Annotated in this window: 23 protein-coding genes and 3 tRNA genes; 7 read left to right on the plus strand and 19 right to left on the minus strand. The window is 33.3% G+C overall.

Features of this window, described 5'->3' with window-relative positions:
- Nucleotides 1–109: 109 nt before the first annotated feature.
- From LPC20_RS06280 to LPC20_RS06290, 3 genes are all read right to left on the minus strand, one after another.
- Nucleotides 110–192: transfer RNA gene (locus LPC20_RS06280), tRNA-Leu, on the minus strand.
- Nucleotides 193–234: 42 nt separating this feature from the next.
- A tRNA-Lys gene (locus LPC20_RS06285) sits at nt 235–307 on the minus strand.
- Between the two features lie 33 nt (nt 308–340).
- Nucleotides 341–413 (minus strand) — tRNA-Lys (locus tag LPC20_RS06290).
- Between the two features lie 127 nt (nt 414–540).
- On the opposite strand from LPC20_RS06290, the gene LPC20_RS06295 reads away from it, so the two are divergent.
- A complete protein-coding gene (locus LPC20_RS06295; protein WP_229323595.1) occupies nt 541–1,059 on the plus strand; it encodes a shikimate kinase in 519 nt (172 codons plus the stop codon).
- Here the strand turns inward: LPC20_RS06295 and LPC20_RS06300 are convergent.
- Together LPC20_RS06300 and LPC20_RS06305 are read right to left on the minus strand one after the other, a co-directional pair.
- Entirely contained in the window at nt 1,051–1,551 is a 501-nt protein-coding gene (locus LPC20_RS06300) for a phosphoribosyltransferase family protein (RefSeq protein ID WP_229323597.1), read from the minus strand. The genes LPC20_RS06295 and LPC20_RS06300 overlap by 9 nt on opposite strands.
- 24 nt (nt 1,552–1,575) lie before the next feature.
- Complete coding sequence (locus tag LPC20_RS06305) at nt 1,576–1,971, minus strand: RNA-binding S4 domain-containing protein (protein WP_229323599.1); 396 nt, start codon at nt 1,969–1,971, stop codon at nt 1,576–1,578.
- 78 nt (nt 1,972–2,049) lie between these two features.
- On the opposite strand from LPC20_RS06305, the gene LPC20_RS06310 reads away from it, so the two are divergent.
- Complete coding sequence (locus tag LPC20_RS06310) at nt 2,050–3,072, plus strand: BamM family beta-barrel-assembly machinery protein (protein ID WP_229323601.1); 1,023 nt, start codon at nt 2,050–2,052, stop codon at nt 3,070–3,072.
- A gap of 44 nt (nt 3,073–3,116) precedes the next feature.
- Here LPC20_RS06310 and LPC20_RS06315 read toward each other — a convergent pair whose 3' ends face one another.
- The gene (locus LPC20_RS06315; RefSeq protein ID WP_229323603.1) at nt 3,117–4,577 is read right to left on the minus strand and encodes a TonB-dependent receptor; all 1,461 of its coding nucleotides are present in this window, start codon (nt 4,575–4,577) and stop codon (nt 3,117–3,119) included.
- A 208-nt stretch (nt 4,578–4,785) separates the two neighbouring features.
- On the opposite strand from LPC20_RS06315, the gene LPC20_RS06320 reads away from it, so the two are divergent.
- On the plus strand, nt 4,786–5,550 hold the full coding sequence (locus LPC20_RS06320) for an MBL fold metallo-hydrolase (RefSeq protein ID WP_229323605.1): 765 nt from the start codon (nt 4,786–4,788) through the stop codon (nt 5,548–5,550).
- 8 nt (nt 5,551–5,558) lie between these two features.
- Entirely contained in the window at nt 5,559–6,059 is a 501-nt protein-coding gene (locus tag LPC20_RS06325) for a hypothetical protein (RefSeq protein WP_229323607.1), read from the plus strand.
- An 8-nt stretch (nt 6,060–6,067) separates the two neighbouring features.
- On the opposite strand, the gene LPC20_RS06330 is transcribed toward LPC20_RS06325, so the two are convergent.
- Genes LPC20_RS06330 through LPC20_RS06345 form a run of 4 tightly spaced genes read right to left on the minus strand, consistent with a single transcriptional unit; the run spans nt 6,068 to nt 10,246 of the window.
- The gene (locus LPC20_RS06330) at nt 6,068–6,718 is read right to left on the minus strand and encodes an alpha/beta hydrolase (RefSeq protein WP_229323609.1); all 651 of its coding nucleotides are present in this window, start codon (nt 6,716–6,718) and stop codon (nt 6,068–6,070) included.
- Nucleotides 6,719–6,721: 3 nt separating this feature from the next.
- Entirely contained in the window at nt 6,722–7,051 is a 330-nt protein-coding gene (locus LPC20_RS06335) for a hypothetical protein (RefSeq protein WP_229323611.1), read from the minus strand.
- 3 nt (nt 7,052–7,054) lie between these two features.
- Complete coding sequence (locus LPC20_RS06340) at nt 7,055–8,311, minus strand: dihydroorotase (RefSeq protein WP_229323613.1); 1,257 nt, start codon at nt 8,309–8,311, stop codon at nt 7,055–7,057.
- A gap of 6 nt (nt 8,312–8,317) precedes the next feature.
- On the minus strand, nt 8,318–10,246 hold the full coding sequence (locus tag LPC20_RS06345; protein WP_229323615.1) for a vWA domain-containing protein: 1,929 nt from the start codon (nt 10,244–10,246) through the stop codon (nt 8,318–8,320).
- Between the two features lie 132 nt (nt 10,247–10,378).
- On the opposite strand from LPC20_RS06345, the gene LPC20_RS06350 reads away from it, so the two are divergent.
- A complete protein-coding gene (locus LPC20_RS06350) occupies nt 10,379–11,482 on the plus strand; it encodes a lactonase family protein (protein ID WP_229323617.1) in 1,104 nt (367 codons plus the stop codon).
- Nucleotides 11,483–11,492: 10 nt separating this feature from the next.
- Here the strand turns inward: LPC20_RS06350 and LPC20_RS06355 are convergent, their stop codons facing one another.
- The 8 genes from LPC20_RS06355 to LPC20_RS06390 form a co-directional block, all read right to left on the minus strand.
- The gene (locus LPC20_RS06355; protein WP_229323619.1) at nt 11,493–12,839 is read right to left on the minus strand and encodes a DEAD/DEAH box helicase; all 1,347 of its coding nucleotides are present in this window, start codon (nt 12,837–12,839) and stop codon (nt 11,493–11,495) included.
- Between the two features lie 235 nt (nt 12,840–13,074).
- A complete protein-coding gene (locus LPC20_RS06360; protein ID WP_229323621.1) occupies nt 13,075–13,545 on the minus strand; it encodes a PBECR3 domain-containing polyvalent protein in 471 nt (156 codons plus the stop codon).
- 73 nt (nt 13,546–13,618) lie between these two features.
- The gene (locus LPC20_RS06365; protein ID WP_229323622.1) at nt 13,619–14,383 is read right to left on the minus strand and encodes a TIGR02757 family protein; all 765 of its coding nucleotides are present in this window, start codon (nt 14,381–14,383) and stop codon (nt 13,619–13,621) included.
- Between the two features lie 29 nt (nt 14,384–14,412).
- The gene (locus tag LPC20_RS06370) at nt 14,413–15,078 is read right to left on the minus strand and encodes an ABC transporter ATP-binding protein (protein ID WP_229323624.1); all 666 of its coding nucleotides are present in this window, start codon (nt 15,076–15,078) and stop codon (nt 14,413–14,415) included.
- 77 nt (nt 15,079–15,155) lie between these two features.
- Entirely contained in the window at nt 15,156–15,461 is a 306-nt protein-coding gene (locus LPC20_RS06375; protein ID WP_229323626.1) for a DUF6787 family protein, read from the minus strand.
- Nucleotides 15,462–15,566: 105 nt separating this feature from the next.
- Entirely contained in the window at nt 15,567–16,517 is a 951-nt protein-coding gene (locus LPC20_RS06380) for a D-2-hydroxyacid dehydrogenase (protein ID WP_229323628.1), read from the minus strand.
- 59 nt (nt 16,518–16,576) lie between these two features.
- On the minus strand, nt 16,577–17,647 hold the full coding sequence (serC, locus tag LPC20_RS06385; RefSeq protein ID WP_229323630.1) for a 3-phosphoserine/phosphohydroxythreonine transaminase: 1,071 nt from the start codon (nt 17,645–17,647) through the stop codon (nt 16,577–16,579).
- Between the two features lie 90 nt (nt 17,648–17,737).
- A complete protein-coding gene (locus tag LPC20_RS06390) occupies nt 17,738–18,799 on the minus strand; it encodes an acyl-CoA reductase (protein WP_229323632.1) in 1,062 nt (353 codons plus the stop codon).
- A 117-nt stretch (nt 18,800–18,916) separates the two neighbouring features.
- Between LPC20_RS06390 and LPC20_RS06395 the strand changes: the two genes are divergently transcribed.
- Nucleotides 18,917–19,267 carry a 4Fe-4S dicluster domain-containing protein gene (locus LPC20_RS06395; protein ID WP_229323634.1) on the plus strand — a complete coding sequence of 117 codons (351 nt, stop codon included), beginning with the start codon at nt 18,917–18,919 and terminating at the stop codon, nt 19,265–19,267.
- A 15-nt stretch (nt 19,268–19,282) separates the two neighbouring features.
- Nucleotides 19,283–20,317 carry a carboxypeptidase-like regulatory domain-containing protein gene (locus tag LPC20_RS06400; protein ID WP_229323636.1) on the plus strand — a complete coding sequence of 345 codons (1,035 nt, stop codon included), beginning with the start codon at nt 19,283–19,285 and terminating at the stop codon, nt 20,315–20,317.
- 62 nt (nt 20,318–20,379) lie between these two features.
- Here the strand turns inward: LPC20_RS06400 and LPC20_RS06405 are convergent, their stop codons facing one another.
- Nucleotides 20,380–22,809 (minus strand): TonB-dependent receptor plug domain-containing protein, encoded by a 2,430-nt coding sequence (locus LPC20_RS06405; RefSeq protein WP_229323638.1) that lies wholly within the window; start codon nt 22,807–22,809, stop codon nt 20,380–20,382.
- Between the last annotated feature and the right edge of the window lie 48 nt (nt 22,810–22,857).

Consider the following 22,857-nt stretch of genomic DNA (forward strand, 5'->3'; position numbering starts at 1 on the left):
ACAGGGATTGACTGCGTCTTTCCCAACAAAGCTCCGCTTTGAAAAACAAAACGCATAAAAAATAATTTCAAGCAAGCTTGATTATTTTTTATGCGTTTTGTTTTATTCGTGACCACGGTGGGATTTGAACCCACACGCCCTTACGAGCACCACCCCCTCAAGATGGCAAGTCTACCGTTTCTCCACGTGGCCAAAAAATGAAAAAAGGTCATTCGATAATCGAACAACCTTTTGTGACCCGACTGGGGCTCGAACCCAGGACCCCATCATTAAAAGTGATGTGCTCTACCAACTGAGCTATCGAGTCGTTGACTCAAGAAATGAAATGTATTACTATTTGTGACCCGACTGGGGCTCGAACCCAGGACCCCATCATTAAAAGTGATGTGCTCTACCAACTGAGCTATCGAGTCATTTTCATTTCTTGAATGCGGGTGCAAATATAAGGCCTTATTTTTGATATTTCAAAGCTATTTTATTTTAAATTTGTCTTTTTTAAACAAAAGTCTTTAACGCCTTAATTAGTAAGGTTTTATTCCAATGAAAAAAATAATTATATTAGGATATATGGGGTGTGGCAAATCTACGATTGCCAAAAAACTTTCCAGTTTAATGAAAGTTCCCTATATCGATCTTGACGAGAGCATAGAGAATAAAGCCAATTTAACCATCAATCAAATCTTTGAAATGTATGGAGAAATTTATTTCAGGAAGTTAGAGCACGAAGTTTTTGTCGAACTTTTGGCTTCGTCTGAAAAACAGATTATCGGTTTAGGAGGAGGAACTCCCTGTTATGCTAATAATCATGAATTATTAAATGGAGATGGGGTTACTTCTATATATTTAAAAGCATCGGTTGATACTCTTTTTCAAAGATTAGTAAATAATAAAACTAATCGTCCAATTATTGCTAACAAATCAGATGAAGAATTGAAAGAATTTATCGCAAAACATTTGTTTGACCGCAATTATTATTACCACCAGGCTCAATTCAAAGTAAACGTTGATGGTAAAACTATCGATGAAACAGTTGAAGATATTAAATCAATATTAGCTTAAATAAGCTGAATCTTGACCATTGTCATCAAAAACTACATTTACATGTTCTAAAAGTGATGTAGATAATGATATTCCCTTAAAGTCTGCTTTTACCGGATATTTTTTATGATTTCGATCTACTAAAACAGCCGTTTTAAATTTAGTTAGCGGTACATCCAGAAAATGTCTTACCGCATAAATTAGAGTAGTACCTGAGTTGAGTACATCATCGACCAAGATTAATCCTTTGTTTGCATATTGTTCTTTAGGAATAGATGTTTGCACATCAGATTCGGGATGTTGTTTGTCTATAATAACCTCACAAAGTAGAATATTCAAGTTGGCAATATCTTTTAAAGAAGCCGCAATTTTTTCAGCAAAAATAAAACCATTACTTGCTATTCCTGCAATTACAATTTCTTCTTCATCAACAAATGTTTCGTATATCTGGTAGGCTATTCGTTTTATTTTATGTTCAATTTCTTGATGTGTTAAAATGGTATTTTTACTCATGGTTCAAATTTAAGATGTAAAATATTATAAAGTGGTATCGTATAAATCTTCTGGAATTTCGTTTCCGTATTCATCAATGTCTCTACGATCTTTTTTTGTAGGTCTTCCAGTCCCTGATTTTCTATAATGCTCTTTGGATAATTTTAATAATTCTAAATGGGCGAAAGCTTCTGGAGGAGTGTCATTTCTTCGATACAAATCGACTAATTTTGCTCCGATTCGGCTTTCTGGAATATCCAAAACAGTGATTATTTGAGTTATTTGGTCTTTTCTAAATGTAATTTTATCAGTAGGGAAAACCTCTCTAGAAGGCTTGGCAATTTGGCCATTTATAGTTACATGGTTTTTTTTACAAGCCTCAGTAACCATGTTTCTGGTCTTGTAATAACGCACACACCATAAATATTTATCTATTCGCATAAATTTTCTAAAATCGGAGTTAAATAGTTTACAAAAATAAATCAATATTGTATCTTGCGCATCTAAAAATTCGCCATAATGAACAAATTTAAGTATTATTTTATTGTATTAGTTACAACCATTTCATTTTTTTCATGTTCTAAAGACAATCCTGCTGAAATTGTTCCACTTAGAGAATATTCGGTTCAATATACTACAGATATAGCTACTATTGAAGAGTATCTTAAATCGTATTACATTACAGTTACTAACAGACCTGGTTTTAATGATGATCAAGATGTAGTTTTTACTAAGATACCAACCGGAGGTAATCAACGATCTATGTGGTCTTATTTAAATGCTACTTCTTTTCCAAAGTTATTATCTAGAGATGTAAATTTTCATGGCATTACTTATAAAATTTACTGCCTAGTTTTAAGAGAAGGTACGGGTGAAAAACCATCTAATGTGGATGGAGTTTTAGCTGCATACAGAGGTGACTATTTAACGCAAGTTGCGGCAACAACCACAACAGCTGCTGAATTAAGAGTTACTCAATTTGAAGAGTCTAAATTTCCTCAGAGTTTTTTCAGCTTGTTAAATACCATTACAGGTTGGGGTGAAATATTCCCTCAATTTAGAAAAGGGACTTATACTACGAATGCAGACGGAACTATATCCTATTCTAATTTTGGAGCTGGAGTAATGTTTCTTCCTTCAGGCTTAGCCTATTTTGCATCAGGAAGCGGAAGTATACCTTCTTATTCTCCATTAGTGTTTAGCTTTAAATTATACGAAATTCAAAGAGCAGATCAAGATGGTGATGGAATTCCTTCTTATTTAGAAGATCTGAATGGAGACGGATATATGTACGATTTTAGAAATAAAGTTAGTTATCCAATCACGCCAACTGTTAATCCTGATGATACAGATGGTGATGGATTCCCAAATCATTTAGATGTTGATGATGACGGAGATAATTTCTCAACTCGTTTGGAATTAACTTATAAAGATTCTAATGGTCTGAATCAATTGTATACTTTTGATAACATCCCTGATTGTAGCGGAAATACCACTAACAGTCAGCGAATTAAGAAGCACTTAGATAAAAATTGTAAATAAATATATTGTTTAAAAAAAAATCCCAATGAAAATTGGGATTTTTTTTAAACTTCTTTTAAATATTTGTTAGGTTCAAAGCCAAATAAACGGTGTTCTTTAATAATTTCAGATACTCCTTTTGGTAGCATTTCTTCCCAGCCTTCTTTTCCTTGACTGATCATTTTTAGAACTTCTCGTGAGAACACTTCTAATATATCTGGATTGTAATCTTCAATGTCAATTACTTTTCCATTGAATTTAAAGAATTTGTACAATTCTTTCATTCGAGGATGTACTTTTAAGTTTTCTGAAGTTATGATTTCTCCATTTTCACCTATCATTGGATACAAGAAGACTTTCATATCTCGGTAGAATAATTTTCCAAATGCCTCAAGAATTCCACCACTTAAGTGGCGATAGTATTTTTCATCAAAAATATCTACTAAGTTATTTACTCCCATAGCTAATCCCATACGGGCTTTGGTGTAATTAGCAAAATATTCTACTACTTTATAATATTCTTGAAAATTTGAAATCATTACAGTTTGTCCCAGAGAACAAAGTAATTCAGCTCGATCCATGAAATCTCTTTCGTCAATTTCTCCGTCTGAGCGAAGATTTGATAAAGTAATTTCAAAAATGACTAACGTATTGTCTTTTTCTACTTTATTTTCATCTAAAAACATTTTTAGAGATTTCTCATACATGTCCATATTTACCTTAGTTACTGGACGAAAACTTCCTCTAAAAGCTAGTATGTTTTTCTTGTATAATATGGAGGCAGGTAAAATGTTTTTTCCTTCAGGATTGAACATTACAGCATCTGTCATGCCATTTTTAACCAATTGTAAACTCATTAGACGGTTATCTACATCTGCAAAACGAGGTCCTGAGAAGTTGATGGTGTCAATCTCTAATTGGTCTTTATCTAAATGATCATACAAATAGCGCAATAATTTTTTAGGATCATTGTATTTGTAATAGGCTCCATAAATTAAATTAACACCAAGAATACCTAAGGTTTCTTGTTGTAATCTTGAATCAGTCTCCTTGAAACGAATGTGAAGAATGATTTCGTTGTAAGCTTCGTCAGGTTCAATTTGGAAACTAATTCCAACCCATCCATGCCCTTTAAATTGTTTTGCAAAATCGATTGTTGCTACAGTATTCGCATAACTAAAAAACATTTTGTTAGGATGTTTGTCTCTGCTCAACCTTTTTTCGATCAAATTAACCTCATGAGAAAGCATCTTTTTTAATCGACTTTCAGTAACATAACGGCCATCTTCTTCTATTCCATAGACAGCATCACTAAAGTCTTTATCATAGGCCGACATTGCTTTTGCTATAGTTCCAGATGATCCACCAGCTCTAAAAAAGTGTCTTACTGTTTCTTGTCCAGCTCCAATTTCAGCAAATGTTCCATAAATATTTTCATTTAAGTTGATACGAAGCGCTTTGTCCTTTATTGAAGGAATTTGCTCTATAGCTTTATCGCCTTTTAATTTTATCTTTTTGCTGTACATCTTTAGTATATGAATGCTTATTAGTTACAAAGTTAATAAATTAGCAGTTTGTGTAAAGAATATTAACCTTATTTTTGTAAAAAAAATAACATTTTGTCGATAAAATTATGAAAACAACAATTTTCTTGGAATGAAATGTAGAATCACTAGTTTTCGATATGGTTTTTTTTATTTTTGTTAGTATTTTAATTTCAACACCTTCTATTTTTTGAAAGTTTATTTTTTAGGCACTGGAACATCTCAAGGCATTCCTGTTATAGGGAGTGATCATCCTGTGTGCAAAAGTACTGATTCAAAAGACAAACGTTTGCGAGTATCGGTTTGGCTGTCTTGGGAAGATTATTCCTTTGTTCTGGATTGTGGACCTGATTTTAGGCAACAAATGTTGGCTTCGAATTGCCAAAAAGTTGACGGAATTTTATTCACCCACGAACATGCTGATCATACTGCAGGAATTGATGACATCAGGCCCTTTAATTTTCGTCAAGGACCCCTACCTTTTTTTGCTCATTCTCGAGTAATTCAAAATTTAAAGAAACGCTTTGACTATGTATTTGAAACAGTCAATAAGTATCCTGGCGCTCCGTCGGTAACTACTCAGGAGGTTGTTAATAATGTCCCTTTTGCTATTGGAAATAAAATGGTTACTCCAATTGATGTTTTGCACGGAGATTTACAGGTGTTTGGTTATCGCGTGGATGATTTTGCTTATTTAACCGATGTGAAAACCATTCAAGAATCAGAGATTGAAAAATTAAGAGGACTCAAAGTGCTTGTAATAAATGCATTACGTGAGGAGCCGCATCAAACTCATTTTAATTTGAAAGAAGCTTTGGATTTCATAACTTTGATTCAACCTGAAAAAACCTATTTGACGCACATTAGTCATCTTTTAGGTTTTCACGAAGAAGTTCAAAAAAAGCTTCCTGAAAATGTTTTTCTGGCTTACGATAATTTAGAAATTACTATATAATACGTACTATGAAACGATCTTTATTACTTTATTTGACAATACTTTTTGCTTTGACAACCTTGTTTACCTATGCATTTTTAAATAGTGAAGTACAATTTGAACAAAAGCGTTTTGAGAAAACCACTACAAAGTTGAGAGATAGTTTGACAGCTGTTTCAAATAAGTTGGCGGATGCCAACTATTTTTCTTTAGAAAAAAATGAAAATGCTCAAAATTATTTTGATTCTCAAAACTCAAATAAGACGATTCAATACGAGAAGCTAATTCCAGTAGTTACAGAAAAGTTATTGGATTACAATTCTAATCCTAAAGGAAACCCATACACAGGTCAAGATCAAATTGGTGCGAATAAATTCATTATCAACAAAATCAAAATCTTGAATCACCGTTGGATTATTGCAGATTTTAGTGATGGCGAAATATGGGGTGAAGTTTTATTGAAGTATTTTGTTAATGATGATGAAACGATTTCGTTTGAAGTAAATCAATCTCTTTTGTATCAAAAATAATAGGTTCTTTACGAATGCTCTTGTAGCCAATTCTTGAAATCAAAAAATACCTGAGGAGAAATACCGTGTCCAATTGGATATTCTTTGTAGGTATGTTCTATTCCTTTTTGTGTTAAAAAAGCATCTGATTTTCTAGCCCAATCAATAGGGATTACTTGGTCTACAGTTCCATGGGAAGCAAAAATTCCCAATTTAGAAAAGTCATTATTTTCAAAACCTTCTTTTAAAATGGGTTCGCTTACATAGCCACTCAGTCCAATTACATTTTTGATTTTGCTTGGATTTGAAAGGGCTACACCATAACTTAAGATTGCTCCTTGGCTAAAGCCAAGTAAGTTTATATTTTTCGGGTTGATTGGATAGTTTTCAATTAGTTCATCGATAAACGTTCCTATCAAATCTCTTGAAACTTTAGCTTGTTCATGGTCGGAGAATTTATTTTCGTCGGTATCAAAATTAATCGCATACCAAGCATAGCTTCCGTATTGTAAGTCGTAAGGAGCACGAGCTGATATCACATAATACTCTTCAGGAAGTTCAGATGTAAAAGAAAATAAATCCGCTTCATTACTACCATAGCCATGGAGTAAGAGTAAAAGTGGATTGAAATCTTTTTTTATTTTTGGTTCTCTGATGAGGTATTCTAAAGATAAATTCATGGTTTATGAAATATTGGATAGCCCCTTTTGGAAATAGTTTCCTAGAAGAGGAATTGGTTTAGTTTCTCCTTTTATAGCTGTAAAAATACCATAAGTCCATAATACAGAAATGAAAATCCACATGGGAAATGAAATTAATAAGCTATCAAAATTACTGATAATTAAACCTAAAGAAATAAAAGTCAAAGTTAATCCTAATCCTTGACGAATATGAAATGAAGCAAATGGATTTTTAGTATCCGCATTCATTGACATAGCTATGAATACCCCAATTCCTAAAATATAACTGGTGATAGCAGTTGCTTTACCTGCTTCAATGGTCTCTTTATTCATGATTTATTGATTTAGAATCAGTTGATTTTGATTCAGAATTCCATATACTTCTCCTTTAATTTCGGAACCAATAAAAGCTGAGTTCTTTGATTTTGAAAGGATTTTATCCAAAGTAAATGTACTTTTTCCATCAGGATTGAATAAGCATAAATTAGCTGGAGTGCCTTCGATGATTGAAGGAGTTTTTAACCCGAATAATGCTCTTCCAGAAGTTAGTTTTTCAACAACTGTCTCTACAGGAAGAATAGTAAGTAATGCCCCAAATGCGCTTTCAAGTCCAATGGTTCCGTTTTTTGCTGTGTCAAAATCCATTTTTTTATGTTCGATATCAATTGGGTTGTGGTCTGATGTTATGGTATCGATAATTCCATTTTTAACACCTTCGATCAAAGCCAATCGGTCTGCTTCAGAACGTAATGGAGGTGTCACTTTATAGCGAGTATCAAATTCTTCCAATTTTTCATCATTCAAAACCAAATGATGCACCGCAACACTACAACTTACTTGTAATCCTTTTGCTTTTGCTTCTTGAATTAAAGTAACTGATTTTGCTGTAGAGATGGTTGGAATATGTAATTTTCCTCCAGTGTATTCTAACAAGAATAAGTTTCTTGCAACCTCTATTTCTTCGGCTAAATTAGGAATTCCTTTAAGCCCCAATCGTGTTGATACTATTCCTTCGTTAGCCACGCCATTCCCTTTGATTTTATCATCTTGGGCAAATGCAATAACTAAACCATCAAAGTCTTGGGTGTATTGCAAGGCAATTTTTAATAAATTGGCATTTGACAAACTACGATTGTAATCTCCAAAAGCTATTGCTCCTGCATTTTTCATATCGTATAGTTCGGCCATATCTTTTCCTTCGCTCTCTTTGGTTAAGGCACCAATTGGGAACAATTCGGTTGCTGCTTCTTGAGCTTTACTTTTTACGAAAAGAACTTGCGATTGATTGTCAATAATAGGGTGGGAGTTGGGTTGTAAAGCAATTCCGCTGAAACCACTTTTTGCAGCAACCTCTAATCCGTTTTTTATGGTTTCTCTATCTTCATAACCAGGTTCCCCAAGAGATACACTACTGTCAAACCATCCAACGGATATATGCAAGTTATCTCGCTTTATTTCGTTGTAATTTTCAGGATTTGATAGTGTTGAATCAATTTTTGAAATACATCCATCGGCAATTAAAATATCTACAGTCTTGTTATGATAAGGACTTTTTGGATCTATAATTTTTGCACTTCGGATGATTGTTTTCATATAAATTTATTTTACAAATCGGATAATTGCAGTTTCTGTAAGTAGAAATAACACTGCAAATATAAGAAACCATTTCCATATTTGACTATCGTTATTTTCGGTTCGAATACTATCAAAAAAAGTATTTATTGAATCGATTTGCTGGTATTCTGAAAGCCATTTTTGATCTGCTTCAAAGGGATTGCTTTCGACTCTATCATAGTTGAAACTACAATTTTCAATTTTTATATCGTTGTTAAAAATCTCAAAATTACCATCTTTTTTAGGAAAATTCCCCAAGTCCATTTTGACTTTAGTATTCAAAATTTGTTGTACAGGAATGAATTGTTCCTTTTTATTTTTAATTCGTAATACCCCATCTTTGCTACTATTAGTATGTACAAAATAAGGTTCAGAATTTCCAATAGTTCTTGCTACAATCCCATTTTTCTCTTCGTTTTGCGCTAATTTATAAAAGACAGGGACAATTAGAGGCGATTGTTGGAAATTAGAATTGTCAGAATTCAAAGGTGCTGAGAAAACAAATACTTTTCCTGTTCCCAAGTTAGCAGATTGTAAAAATGGGCTTTGATCTTGGTAGGATAAAATCGAAGCTCCAAAGGAATTAAAATCAAAACTTACTTTAGTTTTTGGGTATTGAAAATTACTTATTTGTTTGTCAAAAACATTTTTGAAAACAGGATTTGAAAAGTGAATTTTGGTAATTAATTTCTCTGTTTTATTTAAGGATTTATATTGGATAGTTTTTGTTGGATTCAACAATGAATTTAGATTTGAAGTTGAAGTTTTTGCAGATGGAATTACTATCACAGTCCCACCTTTCTCAGCAAAAGACTGTAACGTAGTTTGAAGAGCTTGCGAAATTTCATCAATTTCATTAACAATAATGACATCTTGTACTTCTAATCTAGTAAAGTCTAATTGTGATAGATTACTGTTTTGATATTCAAACTCATCGTTGGTATAAATTCGAGATAAATAAGTGCTTTTTGAAGCTTCGCCAATACTGATTACTTTGGTTTTTTGACTTTCGCCAATACTAAAATAGTAAGTGTTATCAAAAGCTAAACCATTATCGATTATTGAAATATATCCATGGAACTCCTTTTTGGGAATTGTAAAAGGGAAGACTTGTTTTTGTTTGTCTAATTTAATCATTGATTTAGCTACCAATTTTTGTTGGTCATATATTCCTAACGAAACAGCTTTGCTATTCTCCCCATAATTGCTAATTTGAACTCCAATTTCATAAAAATTATCTAAAGTTTGACGTATAAAAATACTGTCAATCGACACGTTATATTGTTGTTCTACTTTTGGAATATGAAATGTAATGTTTTCTTGATCCTTGATAGTTTTAAGTGTTTTACTTGTTACACCTTTACCATCGGTAATAATCAAAATTTCTTTTTTATTTAATGATGGTCGCGCTTGTATCTGAGTTAAAATTGGCTCTAATTCAAAAGCTGTAGCGCAATAATCTAGATTTTGAACTTCTTTCTGTATGGATTGAATATCGGTATTCCAAAAGGATTCATTAGCAGTTAATAAAGAAAAATTTTGCTCTTGTGGTAGATTTTCAAATAACTCTTGAATAGCTCTTTGTAATAGTTCCCCTTTCTTTCCTTTAGCTTGCATGCTATACGAATTGTCAAGAATGATGTACAATTCCTTTTGTGATTTGTAACTTTCATTTGTGGATGAAAAAGGTTGGGCAAAGGCCAAAACCAAAGCAGTTAAAAAGAGTAATCGTGTAACTAACAACAGCCATTTTTTAATTTGAGAACTTTTCCGACTTTGAATGGTAAGAGCTTTTAGAAAGCGAACATTGGTAAAATATTCTTTTTTAAAACGACGCAATTGAAACAAATGAACCAAAATGGGTACTACCAAAAGAAAAAGAAAGTACAGGATTTCGGGATGTTTGAATTGCATTAGTTTTTGTGTTAAAATTGCATAGCATTCAAAATTACAAATTTGAAATTAGTTAAGTAGCTAGAATGATTACAATTTAATCTTAATTCGTGTTCATTTATTGTTAATTTTAGCAATTCAATTCACAAGAAAATGAAATATTGTATAGCAATCGTAGTATCCTTTCTTTTTTCTTTTGGACAGGCTCAAACTCAAAAACTTCCTTTATTAATTGGTACGTATACTAATAGTTGCGATAGCAAAGGGATTTATGTATATGATTTTGACACCAATAGAGGAGATTTCGTGTTCAAAAGCGCTACTGAAAAAGTGATTAATCCAAGTTATTTAGCACTTTCTAAAGACCAAAAAATAGTATACTCGGTTAATGAAAATGGAGCCGTAAGTACCGTGAGTTCGTTTCAGTTTGACTCTAGTAGCGGAAAATTAACAGAGTTAAATCAGCAAAAAGCACAAGGAGCCGATCCTTGTTATATAATCAACGATGACAAAAATGTGATTGTTGCCAATTATTCAGGTGGAAACATTGCTGTTTTCGGTAAAAATACCAATGGTAGTTTGACCGAAGCGAAACAAGTACTGCAACATAAAGGAAAAGGAATCCATCCTCGCCAAGTAAGTGCTCATGTACACATGGTCTATTTTTCTCCAGATAAAAAATACATTTTGAGTAACGATTTAGGAACGGATGCTGTTTATATCTATGAATATCATCCCAATGCAGCTTCTGAAATAATGAAACTTAAAAGTACAGTTACAGTTGAATCAGGAAGTGGGCCACGTCACTTAACTTTTAGTAAAGACGGCAAGTTTGTATATCTGTTGCAAGAATTAAACGGCGCTTTGTCGGTTTTTAGTTTTGCGAATGGGCAGTTAAATAAAATTCAAGAAACCACTATTTTAGCAAAAGACTTTAAAGGGAATTTTACCGGAGCGGATATTCATATTTCGCCTGACGGTAAATTTTTGTATGCTTCGAATAGGGGAGAAGCCAATACCATTTCTATTTTTAAAATCCTGAAAAATAGTCAATTGCAAAGGCAATCAGTGGTTTCTTCTTTGGGGAAAGGACCTCGTAATTTTGTCATTGATCCAACAGGTAAGTTTCTTTTAGTAGCTCACCAATACTCTAATGAAGTTGTTGTTTTTAAAAGAGATACAGTCTCGGGAGCTATAACTGATTCAGGGAAACGCCTAGAATTATGTTCTCCGGTTTGTATGATTTTTGGAAATTAGAAGATAAAATTTACTTTTTCTTCTTCTTTTGAGCTCTGGTTTTTAGCATATTTCGGTTGACAGAACCATGCGTTTTCTTTTTGGTTTTTGAAGGTCCGCCCAAATTGACTTTGGTGTTCTTTTTGGCTTTCTCTTGGTACGCACCATCACCTTCTAATTTTACCTTTTTCATTAAAAACTTCACCGGTTGGCGGTCTTTTTCAGGACCAATCAACTTAATTGAAATTTCCACTTCTTCTGGAAAAGGAGTGATTTCAAGTTCTTTGTTCATTAATACTTCTACTTCTACAAAAGATTCTTCTTCACGAGGAGTAACAAAACTAATGGAAGTTCCTTCGGCATCAGCACGACCGGTACGACCAATACGGTGCATATACAACTCAGGAAGTTCAGGCATTTCGAAGTTGATTACGTGGGTGATATTGGAAATATCCAAACCTCTCGCCATAATATCTGTCGTTATTAAACCACGTAAATTCCCTTCTTGGAATTCAGCCATCGTACTCAAACGGTAGTTTTGGGATTTGTTAGAGTGAATTACTCCAAACTGTCCTTCAAACTCCTCGTCAATGCTTTCAAAAAGTAAATCTGATATTTTTTTATTGTTTACAAAAACCAAAACTCGGCTCATGCTTTCATCCGTAGTCAATAAATGTTTTAATAAATTGACTTTGGTATTGAAATTAGGAACTTGGTAAGTAATTTGAGTAATTTTTTCTAATGGAGTTCCTGAAGCTGAAAGTGTTACTTCTTCTGGATAATCAAAAAAGTCATTCAAAACAGCATCAACTTCCTCGGTCATTGTAGCTGAGAAAAGGATGTTTTGACGTTTGGTTTTCATCATTGCCAATAAGGCAGTCAATTGGGTTCTAAATCCTAAATTCAGCATTTCATCAAATTCGTCAATGACTAACTTTTGAGTTTCGTCAAATCGAACTACAGCATCTAATGCTAAATCCATCGTTCTACCAGGTGTCCCTACTAAAATATCAACGCCTTCATAAACCGCTTTTTTCTGAGTATTGATGTTCACACCCCCGTAAATTCCGAGAGTGCTAACCGACATGTATTTGGTCAATTTTTCAACTTCTTCCACCACTTGAACAACTAATTCTCTGGTGGGAACCAAAATCACAATTTTAGGTGTATTGGTAGGAGTAAATTTGTATAATTTTAATAATGGCAATAAATAAGCAAAGGTTTTACCCGTTCCTGTTTGTGCAATTCCCATCATATCACGTCCCGACATAATCACAGAAAATGATTTTTCCTGGATGGGAGTAGGCGTAGTGAAGCCTAATTCGTCAATGGCTTTTTGTACGGATTTAGGAAGATTGAATTGCTCAAAAGTGCTCATAAATTGCTATTTTGTGCAAATGTACATTAAAAAGGGGGATTTCTTGAGGTTTAGTTCATGTTAGATTTATTCAACACATTATTAATAGGGACTTGTTTATGAATTTGTTAAAATTGATTAAAGATGATTTGTTTAATGGATTTATGTTTTATATTTGTATCACCTAAACGTCACGGACGTATTGAATAGGTTGTATTCGTTCAACACAATTCGTAGGTAAAGTCCAGCTGATCAGTTAGTTGGACTTTTTAAATTTATACATTGTATGAAATACTAAACGACTGACTTTCTTTTTCTTTGAGCTTGTAATGGTTCGGATTTCTTTAACTACAATTTTCTTAGATTGTATTGTTTTTTCAAATTGAAGGAGTGGTAAATTGGTTCGATTCGTTTTCCCTAATCTTTTAATTAAATCTGGGAAAAGCACCACTTCTATTAAATCGAAAAAATCATTTTTTTCAATGGCAATTTGTCCTCGTTTAGCTTCTGTTAATGGATTGGAATGTTGTTGGAGTGTATGAATAATTCCGAAATTATCAATTGTTATCCAATGATTTGAAATGTCTAAATCGGTCATTTCAAAAACCTTTTTTACCAAGTAATCAGGTGCGATGCAAATATCAATTTTCAAATGAAAAGCTTTAGTATTTGTTATACAAGCTTCATAGAGTTGGTCTATCTCAAGTAATAGTTTTTCCTTATTCATAGTTTAGGGGGCGTAAACGTTATATTGATTTTGAAAAATACTAAATAATTATTGATTAGTAAACATAATTATTTTAAAACCCTTCAAACACTCCCAAACCAAACAACGCAAAATCATATTTCACTGGGTCATTTGGGTCTAGAATTCGTAACTGAGTGTCGAGTTCAGCTAAAGCTTTACCATCATTTTGTTTACGTTTCAATAAACCTAGTTTTCGAGCCACATTTCCCGAATGTACATCAAGCGGACAAGAGAGCGCACCGGGTGAGATGCTTTTCCAAATACCTAGATCGACTCCTTTAGTATCTTGGCGCACCATCCATCTGAGGTACATATTAATTCGTTTTGCCGCCGAATTATTAAGTGGATCAGAAATGTGTTTTTGAGTTCGTGTTGCATGCGGAACATCAAAAAAAACTTTCTTGAATTCATGAATGCTCTTTTGCATAGAAAACGCTTCTTGATTTTTGGCAAAAACAGCTTCTAGTCCGTTATGATTTTGATAAATATGTTGCAACCCTTTGATGAATACAATAAAATCCTGTCCGTTAAAGGTGCGATGTACAAATGATTCTAAATTTTTTAAGTCTTTTTCTTGATGGGAAAGAACAAAGTCATAAGGTGAATTGCCCATCAATTCTACCATACGATGTGCATTTTTGATAATCATCTTGCGGTTGCCCCAAGCAATAGTTGCGGCTAAAAATCCTGCTATTTCAATATCTTCTTTTTGTGAAAACAAATGCGGAATTTGAACGGGGTCGCTATCAATAAAATCTCGTGTGTTGTATTGGGTAACTTTTTCGTCTAGAAAAGATTGTAGTTCGGCAGAATTCATAAGTTGGGACATTGTAAAGTGTTTTGCAATTAGAGATTGCTAATCTGTCCGTCTACCATAATTAATTTTCTATCCGCCATATTGGCTAAATCTTCGTTATGAGTGACAATCACAAAAGTTTGCCCGAACTCATCACGCAATTTAAAAAACAATTGGTGTAAGTTCTCTGCCGAAGTCGTATCCAAATTCCCTGAAGGTTCGTCAGCAAAAATCACATCGGGTTTATTGATTAAGGCACGCGCTACAGCTACACGTTGTTGTTCTCCGCCTGAAAGCGCATTGGGTTTATGATCCATTCGATGCGAAAGACCTAAATACTCCAATAATCGTTTCGCTTCAGTCTCTGTTTCTTGTTTGTTTTTATTGGCAATAAAAGCCGGAATACATACATTTTCTAAAGCCGTAAATTCTGGTAATAATTGGTGGAATTGAAAGATAAAACCCAGATTTAGGTTTCTGAATTTGGATAGTGTTTTGTCGTTCATTGTCAAAACATTTTCTCCATTGATCAACAACTCTGTTCCCTCTTGTACTGAAGGTTGATCTAAAGTACCTAATAATTGCAACAAAGTGGTTTTTCCTGCTCCTGAAGCTCCAACAATAGATACAATTTCACCTTTTTTAATGTGTAAATCTACTCCTTTTAGTACTTCTAATTGGTCGTAGAATTTATGTAAGTTTTTGGCTTGTATCATTTGGAACTAGTTTTTACAAAGAAACAAAGATTTTTGGTTATCAAATGAAAAATTTGGGTAAAGAATTTTGTCTAAGTTTATTTTTCTTTAAATAAAAATCCTAAACCGATACTACGAAGCATTTTCTTTTCAAACTCCCAAAAAAAGGCAAACTGCCCCAAAAGAAATCCAATAGAAACTAACAACACTTGGTATAAGGGAAATAGCAATAGTAGTCGGATAGGAGTGAAGAAAAATCCAAAATCATCTTTAGTAATTCCAAGCCATACACAAACAGGTTTCGACGCTATTGCTGAAGCTGAACCGGTGATTGCAAAAACGATAAAAATAATTGTCAGTTGGAAATTGGATTGCACTCCCCAGCGCTCTTTTAATTTTTTCATTATTATGGAATAAAGCAATACAAAGTTATGATTTTCGAACGAAGTAAAGCATAAAAAAAGGATGTCTTTTTTTGACATCCTTTTTGTGAGTATAGTTGAAATAAATTAACCTAAAATACTGATAATTTGTTGGGCTAATTCCGTTCCAATTCTGTCTTGTGCTTCTCCTGTAGCAGCCCCAATGTGAGGAGTTAAAGAGATTTTTGGGTGCATAAGTATTCTAATTTCTGGTTTTGGTTCGCTTTCAAAAACGTCTAATCCAGCAAAGCCTACTTTACCACTATCTAAAGCATCGATTAAAGCGATTTCGTCAATTACGCCACCACGAGCACAGTTTACAATTCCTACGCCATCTTTCATGATAGCCAATTCCGCTTTTGAGATAATGTATCCGTTTTGAGCAGGAACGTGTAACGAAATGAAATCAGCTTCTTTGAATAAAGATTCTAAAGATTGTGAAACAATTGTTGTCGTTACAGATTGTCCGTCAAAGAATTCTACTTTTACGTCTACTTTGTCAATAAAACTATCCGCAGCGATAACTTTCATTCCTAAACCAAGAGCCATTTTTGCAGTAGCTTGGCCAATGCGACCGATACCTACAATTCCTAAAGTTTTACCTCTTAATTCAGTTCCGTTAGCGTATGCTTTTTTCAAACCTTCAAAGTTAGAATCCCCTTCCAAAGGCATATTTCTGTTAGAGTCGTGTAAAAAACGAACTCCATTAAATAAATGACCAAAAACCAATTCCGCAACTGATTCAGATGAAGAAGCAGGTGTGTTGATTACATTGATTCCTTTGCTTTTTGCATAATCCACATCAATGTTATCCATTCCAACACCACCACGACCGATGATTTTGATACCAGGACAAGCATCGATAATATCTTTACGAACTTTAGTTGCACTTCGAACCAAGATAACGCTTACGTTATTTTCGTTAATAAAGTTAGCTACTTGTTCTTGTGCTACTTTAGTAGTAATCACTTCAAATCCACCTTTTTCTAATGCTTGAATTCCACTTTTAGAAATTCCGTCATTTGCTAATACTTTCATTGTGTTTATTTCATTGCGAGGAAGGAAGTAATTTTATCCTCAAATTGATAAATTATTTATTAAACTGCTTTTTCCAAAGCTTGCATTACGTCAACTAAAACTTGAACGCTTTCAATTGGCATCGCATTATACATAGAGGCTCTGTAACCGCCCACTGAACGGTGTCCTGGCAATCCAGATATACCCGCTTCTTTCCACATAGCATCAAAAACAGTTGCGTGTTCTGGGTTATTCAATAAGAAAGTAGCATTCATAGCCGAACGATCTTCAACAGCCGCCGCTCCTTTGAATAATGGATTTCTGTCAATTTCTGTGTAAAGCAAATTAGCTTTAGCATTGTTTAATTTTTCTACTGCAGCTATTCCGCCTAAATTTTTCAACCATTGTAGTGTTAACAGCGAAGCATATACAGGGAAAACAGCGGGCGTGTTGTACATACTCTCTGCTTTGATATGTTTTGCATAATCTAAAATACTAGGAATTTCTCTACCGTTTTTACCTAGAATTTCTTCTTTAACTACTACTAAAGTGGTTCCAGCAGGCCCCATATTTTTTTGAGCTCCAGCATAGATAATATCAAATTTAGTAAAGTCCAATTGACGTGAAAAAATATCAGAACTCATATCGCAAACTACTGGAATGTTAGTAGTTGGAATTTCTTTCATTTGAGTTCCAAAAATAGTATTGTTACTTGTACAGTGGAAATAATCTGCGTCTGCAGGTATAGTATATCCTTTAGGTACATTATTGTAGTTTTGATCTTTTGATGAAGCGACAATAACGGTTTCTCCAAAAAATTTAGCTTCTTTGATAGCAGCCGAAGCCCAAGTTCCTGAATCTAAATAAGCCGCTTTTCCATTCACTTTCATTAAGTTATACGGAACCATTAAAAACTCCAAACTAGCTCCTCCTGCAAGGAAAAGTGCTTGGTATCCTTTACCTTCTAGTCCTAGTAATTCAAGTGCTAAGGCTCTAGCTTCATCCATTACTGCGACAAAATCTTTGCTTCGGTGGGAAATTTCTAAAATGGATAAACCTGAATTATTAAAATCTAAAATGGCTTGTGATGATTTTTCAAAAACTTCTTGTGGTAAAATGCAGGGACCTGCGCTGTAGTTGTGTTTTTTCATGGTAGTTGTTTGTTCCAAATTTAAAGATTACAAATTTCGACATTCATTTCTTAAAATCAATTAAAATAATGGAAACATTTAAACAATTTACTAGTTTATTGTTAACGAAAACGAAATAGTATCGATATTATCCGCATAATCCCATAATTCAGGCCGTTGCGTTTGGCCAAAAGGAATGCTATTTGGAACTAAATTTGAACTTACTATACACTGAATAGCGTCGGCTTGACTGCTGATCTTTTCTTTTACAGATTCAATAGTGTCATAGAATTCATAAAACACACTTGAAATAGGAGAGCCAAAACTTTCGTCTTCTTTCAATGTTAAAAAACCATTGTCTAATAATTTAAAATTACTCATCAAAAATACCGCTTTATTATAGTCGTAATTATTTGCGTATTTTTCATAATGTATTACGTCTTGGTATTCAAAAATGGCTTCAAAAAAAGCATCAAATGAATAGCCTTTTGGTACAAAAAGTTTAGACACATTGCGACAACCTAGACCAAAGTACCTAAAAATATCTTCACCCAAAGCTATTAGTTGTTCTTTGGATTCATTTCCATCCAAAACAGCAATAGAGTTTCTGTTTTTTCTAATAATGGAAGGTTTGTCTTTGAAATAATAGTCAAAATAGCGTGCTGTATTATTACTTCCTGTAGCAATAACAGCATCAAAATTTTCTAATTTTCCGGATACAAATTCGATTCTATGAGCGAATTCGGGTTGGATAGCGATAATGTATTTTGCTAAAAAAGGTAATAAATGTTGGTCGTCAGAGGATGTTTTTACCAAGGTATTATGTCCGGAAACTAATACTGAAATAAAATCATGAAACCCAACTAACGGAATATTTCCAGCTAGAATTAATGCTATTTTTTTTGGTTCTACATGGGTGAAATCATAGTTGGATAGCCATTTGTTGAGGTTCTCTTCTGTCAATGCTTTAGCCCAAGATTGGATAGAAAAATAGACTTGTTCAGGAGTATACCATCCATTATGTGATTGTGATAAATGAATCAAATTTAAAAAGTCATCATAAAACAAATCGTTTAAAGGAACGCTAAGGTCTTTAGAAGATTTATCTTCTTTAAATTGTTCTAAAAATCGTCCTAATGTAACAAAAACATTTTTTTTTGTTTCTAAGTCCATGAATGTTTGTTTATGAATGGTTTTGATTGTAATTTTGTGCAAAATTAAGCATAAAATAGACGAAAGTCAAAAAGACAATTTTGATACTTTCTATATCCAAATAAAAGACAAGAAAATATGGCAATAATAATTACAGATGAATGCATTAATTGTGGGGCTTGTGAACCAGAATGTCCAAATACTGCAATTTACGAAGGAGCTGATGACTGGAGATATAAAGACGGAACTAAACTTACGGGTAAAGTAATTTTGCCTGATGGTACTGAAGTAGATTCTGATGCGCCTCAAACACCTATTTCTGACGATGTGTATTACATTGTTCCAGGAAAATGTACAGAATGTAAAGGTTTTCATGATGAACCACAATGTGCTGCAGTTTGTCCAGTTGATTGTTGTATTCCCGACGATAATCATGTAGAGTCAGAAGAAACATTGTTAAACCGACAAGCTTTTTTACATAACGAATAGTATTAAAATGAACCTATGAAGTTATTTTTTTCAATCTCTTTTTTCTGCGTTTCTATTTTACTTTTTTCTCAAAATAAGATTCAAGGAAAAGTGGTTGACGAAAATAATAACCCGATGGTAGGTGTTTCTCTTTTTTTAGATGGAACTACAATTGGTTTTTTGACAGATGAGACTGGTAATTTTTATTTTGAAAAAAGTGTTTTGCCTCAATCTGTTCTTGTTGTAGGTTATTTAGGCTATGAAACACAACGTATTCAAAACTATAGCTCTTCATTCCTATCGATTAAACTTTCTCCCAGTATTACACAATTAAGGGAAGTAATAGTATCTAAACCGTATTTTACCAGAAAGCAAATGATGTCAGCCTTTAAAGACCATTTTCTAGGTAAAACAAAGGCGGGAAGAAGTTGTTTTATTGAAAATGAATCTGCGATTCAATTGGATTATGATGGTTCTAAAAATCAACTTAATGCACATTCTGATTCTAAATTAGTAATTATCAATAAACATCTTGGTTATAAATTGGTTTTTGAATTACAAGATTTTAATTTAAAGTTTTCAAAAAAATCAATTTCCAATCAATATGTGAAATCAAGTTTCTTTGCTGGGACTTCTTTTTTTACCGATCTTACTAATAATAAAGCTGAAATTACAAACAAGAATAGGATAAAGTCTTATTTAGGATCCTACAATCATTTATTTAAAAACTTGGTGGAAAAAAAATGGGATAAAAAAAGCTTTCTACTTTTTGAAGGGAGTTTTGTAACTGATCCTAACCTTCAATTTAAGGTAGATAAAATAGCTAATTTGTATACGATCAAGGTTTTAAATAATAAATTGAAAGCAATTCAGAATTCAAAAATTGGATTCTTTAATAGTTTCAACATATTATATAACAATCGAGAACAATCTAAAATCAATTTTAAAATAAACGAATTTCAAGTTGACGAATTCGGGAATTTTTTTCCGGTGGATAAAATCGAATTTTCTGGAGATATAAGCGAAAAAAGAGTGGGTGATATGTTGCCTATTGATTATATTCCTTATTAAATAAAAAATAAAAAAAAATCCTGAGCAATTGCTCAGGATTTTTTCGTTTAAGAGAATTTGAATTAGAAAGTAAATCCTAATCTAGCATAGTAATAGGCTCCACTGAATCCCATTTGTACTGAGTCCCAGTATCCACCTGCTTCTGTGTTACCTTGCTCATCTTGTTGGTCTGGATAAATATTGAATAAGTTATTACTTCCAACACTCAACTTTAATTGTTTAGATAGTTTATAACCGAAAGTTAAGTCAGTTACTGTTTTAGCAGTATATACATCATCTTCATCAGCGTAATCAACTAGAACTATTTTACTAAAGTTGGTAAAAGCTAAACCTGCGTCAAATTTATTTTTTGAATAATTTAAATTCAAACCAAATTTACTTTGAGGAGCTGAAGCCAATAAGAAAGCTTTTTCTCTTTTTCCAAAGAAAGTACCTTCATCTAAACTACCATTTTTAACATTACTAATCTCCATGTTATTAATGTTTCCGACTAAAGTTGCTCCAAATTTTGCATCTCCAATTGTTTTTTTCCATGCAAAAACTAAATCAACACCAGCAGTTTTAGTATCCACACCATTTGAAAAGAATTGAGCTTCAGATACTCCTAAATTTAAAGCTGATGCATCAAAATAGCCTGTTAGTACGATACGATCTTGAACATTTATAAAGTATCCATCTACAGTTGCTGTGAAAGCTCCGAAACTAGCAGTTACTCCTAAAGAACCGTTAACGGCTTTCTCTTCATTTAATTTATTTATTCCGAATGCTTGTGTAACTGGACTATTGTTTGGAGAAAGAAGTACTTCTGTTGCACCACCAGAATTAAAGTTTGTAAATCGCAAGTTATAATATACCTGAGCCAATGATGGCGCTCTAAATCCTGTACTCAAAGAACCTCTGAAGTTGATATTGTCTGTCGCTTTCAATCGAGCTGCCAATTTACCATTCGATGTGCTTCCAAAATCACTATAATTTTCAAAACGGACAGCAGTACTTACTAATAAGCTTTTAGTAACGTCAAATTCTGCATCTGTATATAAAGATACGTTACTTCGGTTTTTCTTTACTTCGTTTGCAGGACTGTATCCTGGAAACCCTTGAGAACCACCTGGTCGTAACTCTCCACTTATTGGATCAATTGGTGCAGTTTGAGTAGTTGGATTGGTAATTGGTCTTCCAGCAACATCGTAAGTCGAATAAGAACCTTCTTCTCCAGCAAAAATGCTAAACTGCTCTGTTCTAAATTCTGCACCAAAAGCCAGGTTCATCCCATTTAAAACCGATTCATAGTTTTTAGAAAAATCTAAATTAGTTGTGTTTTGATTTAAACTATGTCCTCCAGCATCAAATTCTGTTGGAGAATTTCCAGCCAAAGATGCGTTAAGTGTACCTTTAATGTAGTAATGAAAAAGATTTCTTCCGAATGTATTACTTAAATCTATTTTCCATCCTGATGCTGTTTTTGTTCTAATACCAGCGGCTATAGAATTATCAACAATTTCTGAAGTTATTCTTGGCGTATACCCCCCTGGGAATATAGATTCAACAACTCTCTCTCCTCCATTTCTTGTGAAAGCATAGGCGTCAGTATCTCTGAAATTTCTACCTCCAAAAGCATAAAACTCAGTCCTATCAGATATTGGTAAATTTAAGTTTCCAAAAAGATTGAGTCCTTGAATAGCTGCTTCACCAAAACCTTTTCTGAAATCATATCCTGGGCGTAAGGTTTTTTCTTTGTTTAAATATTCTGCAGTGAAATTTGCTGTACCTCCTTTTTTACCTACGGTAACTCCGTAATTTGCACCAACTTTCAATGACTGTCCATCAAAATTTCTTTGTTGTCCTAATGTATTTCCAAAACTATTTTCATCAAGAAAATTGTTTTTTGTGTTAGCAGTTCCAGGTAAAAAATTTCCTTGAGCATTGGTATTGAAAGCACCATAAGTTACAGCTCCTGTTAGTTCATTTACATTGTCATTCAATACAATATTAATTACTCCTGCAATAGCATCAGAACCATATTGTGCTGCCGCTCCATCTCTTAAAATTTCAATTCTTTTAATAGCAGATGCTGGGATTGCATTTAAATCAGTTCCTGTATTTCCTCTACCTCTTGTTCCAAATAAATTGATTAATGAAGATTGATGTCTTCTTTTACCGTTAATCAAAACCAATGTCTGATCAGGTCCCATTCCTCTCAATGAGGCTGGATCTACGTGATCGGCTCCATCAGATCCGGATTGTTTACTTGCATTAAATGAAGGCGCTACATATTGTAACAACTCGTTAATTTCTAGTTTTCCACTTTGGGTTGTAACATCTTTAACGTTTATGATATCGATAGGTACTGCAGAATTAACAACTGTTCGTTTTGTGTTTCTTGATCCAACAATTTGAACTTCTTTTAGTTCCTTTGCATCAGTATTGGTTTTTTCTTGCGCAAAAAGATAAGTGAAGTTGATTAACAACAAAAAAAGACTGTACTTTTTCATAAATAATTGGTTTGGTTTTTAATTGGTTTAATGAAGTCGCAATTTACT

Source organism: Flavobacterium ammonificans (assembly GCF_020886115.1).
Lineage (GTDB): Bacteria > Bacteroidota > Bacteroidia > Flavobacteriales > Flavobacteriaceae > Flavobacterium > Flavobacterium ammonificans.